This is a genomic window from Micromonospora phytophila (assembly GCF_023656545.1).
GTDB lineage: Bacteria > Actinomycetota > Actinomycetes > Mycobacteriales > Micromonosporaceae > Micromonospora > Micromonospora phytophila.
Window position 1 is genome coordinate 1 of sequence record NZ_JAMOKF010000530.1, and the last position, 2,469, is coordinate 2,469.

The 2,469-nt window shown below is 70.0% G+C and carries 2 protein-coding genes; both read right to left on the minus strand.

The features are described from left to right. Positions 1-292: DUF503 domain-containing protein (locus tag NCC78_RS30800; RefSeq protein WP_250798933.1), on the minus strand; the 292-nt coding region annotated here is incomplete at its 3' end. 88 nt (positions 293-380) lie between these two features. After that, positions 381-2,469, minus strand: a 2,089-nt coding sequence (gene infB, locus NCC78_RS30805) for a translation initiation factor IF-2 (protein WP_250798932.1), incomplete at its 5' end; no start/stop codon positions are given.

The window sequence follows — 2,469 nt, forward strand, 5'->3', positions numbered from 1 at the left end:
AGTCGTCCTCGCCGTGGAGCCGCCGGCGCACCGAGAGCAGCTCGGCCTCGGGGCGCCCGGCCACCAGGCGCTCGCACGAGTCCAGCACCTCGCGGACGTGCGCCGCCTCGGCGGCCACCACGGCCACCGCTATCTCAGCCCGACCGTGCAGGTCGAGCGCCCCCACCTCGGCGGCCGAGACCTCGAAGCGGCGCAGCGCCGCCACGATCGGCCGTACATATGATCTCTTGGCCTTGAGCGACCGGGAGTCGCCAGGCAGCAGCAGGTCGAAGACCGCGGTTCCGGTGAACATCGCCCCGGACATTACGGTCACCCCCTGACGTGATCAAGGGGTTTACGCCTTTCGGCGTAAACCCCTTGATCAGCGTGTCACCGCAGGATCAGCCGCGCGGCTTCTCCCGCATCTCGAAGGTCTCGATGATGTCGCCGGCCTGGACGTTGTTGAAACCGCCCAGCGTCAGACCACACTCGAAGCCCTCGCGGACCTCCGTGGCGTCGTCCTTGAACCGCTTGAGGGAGCTGATGGTGAGGTTGTCCGCCACCACCGCCCCGTCGCGCAGCAGACGGGCCTTCGCGTTGCGCCGGATGACACCCGACCGGACGATGCAGCCGGAGATGTTGCCGATCTTGGACGAGCGGAAGACGTCGCGGATCTCCGCGCTGCCCAGCTCGACCTCCTCGTACTCCGGCTTGAGCAGCCCCTTGAGCGCGGCGTCGATCTCCTCGATGGCCTGGTAGATGACGGTGTAGTACCGGATCTCCACGCCCTCGCGGTCGGCGATCTCGCGGACCTTGTTGGCGGCCCGCACGTTGAAGCCGATGATCGTGACCGCCTCGGACGAGGCGCTCGCGAGCATGACGTCGCTCTCGGTGATCGCACCCACGCCCCGGTGGATGATCCTGAGCTGGACCTCCTCCGGGATGTCGAGGTTGAACAGCGCGTCCTCGAGGGCCTCCACGGAACCGGAGACGTCGCCCTTGAGCACCAGGTTGAGCGAGGTCTTCTCGCCCTCCTTGAGCTGCTCCATGAGCGTCTCGAGAGTGGCCCGGCCGCGCGAGTTGGCGAAGGACGCCGCCCGCCGCCGTGCCTGCCGCTGCTCGGCGATCTGCCGCACCGTACGGTCGTCCGCTGCGGCGAGGAAGGTGTCGCCCGCGCCGGGCGGCGCGGTGAGACCGAGCACCATGACCGGACGGGCGGGGCCCGCCTCGGCGACCTGGTTGCCGTTCTCGTCGAGCATCGCCCGGACCCGGCCGTGCGCCCCACCGGCGACGATCGAGTCGCCCGCCCGCAGGGTGCCCTTCTGCACCAGCACCGTCGCCACCGCGCCGCGACCCTTGTCCAGGTGCGCCTCGATGGCCACACCCTGCGCCGGCCCGTCGATCGGAGCGGTCAGCTCCAGCGACGCGTCGGCGGTCAGCAGGACCGCCTCGAGCAGCTCGTCGATGCCGATGCCCGGCTTGGCGGCCACGTTGACGAACATGGTGTCGCCGCCGTACTCCTCGGCGACCAGCCCGTACTCGGTCAGCTGCTGGCGGACCTTGTCCGGGTTGGCATCCGGCTTGTCGACCTTGTTGACCGCCACCACGATCGGCACCTCGGCCGCCTTGGCGTGGTTCAACGCCTCGATGGTCTGCGGCATCACGCCGTCGTCGGCCGCGACCACCAGCACCACGATGTCCGTCACCTGGGCACCACGGGCACGCATGGCGGTGAACGCCTCGTGACCCGGGGTGTCGATGAAGGTCACCGCCCGGTCCTCGCCCTCGTGCGGGACGTGGACCTGGTAGGCGCCGATGTGCTGGGTGATGCCACCCGCCTCACCGGCCACGACGTTCGCCTTGCGGATCGCGTCGAGGAGCTTGGTCTTACCGTGGTCGACGTGACCCATGACGGTCACGACCGGCGCACGGCTGACCAGGCGCTCGGCACTGACCTCCGCGTCGAGGTCGATGTTGAACTGCGCGAGCAGCTCGCGGTCCTCGTCCTCCGGGCTGACGATCTGCACGTCGAAGCCGAGGTGCTCACCCAGCAGCAGCAGGGTCTCGTCAGAGCAGGACTGGGTCGCGGTGACCATCTCGCCCAGGTTGAACATCTCCTGGACCAGCGAACCCGGGTTGGCGTTGATCTTGTCGGCGAAGTCCGACAGCGAGGCGCCACGGGAAAGCCGGACGACCTGACCCTGACCCCGGGGAGCACCCGAGCTCATGGTCGGAGCCGACAGGTTGTCGAACTCCTGTCTGCGCTGCTTCTTGGACTTGCGACCGCGCGTCGGCCGGCCACCCGGACGCCCGAAGGCACCCGCGGCGCCGCCGCCACGGCCACGACCGCCACCACCCGGACGACCACCGCCGCCGGCCGGAGCACCCGGACGGAAACCGCCGCCCGGAGCACCGCCGCCGGCACCGGGGCCACCGCGGAAGCCACCGCCACCGCCGCCGCCACCGGGACCGCCACGGAAGCCACCGCCA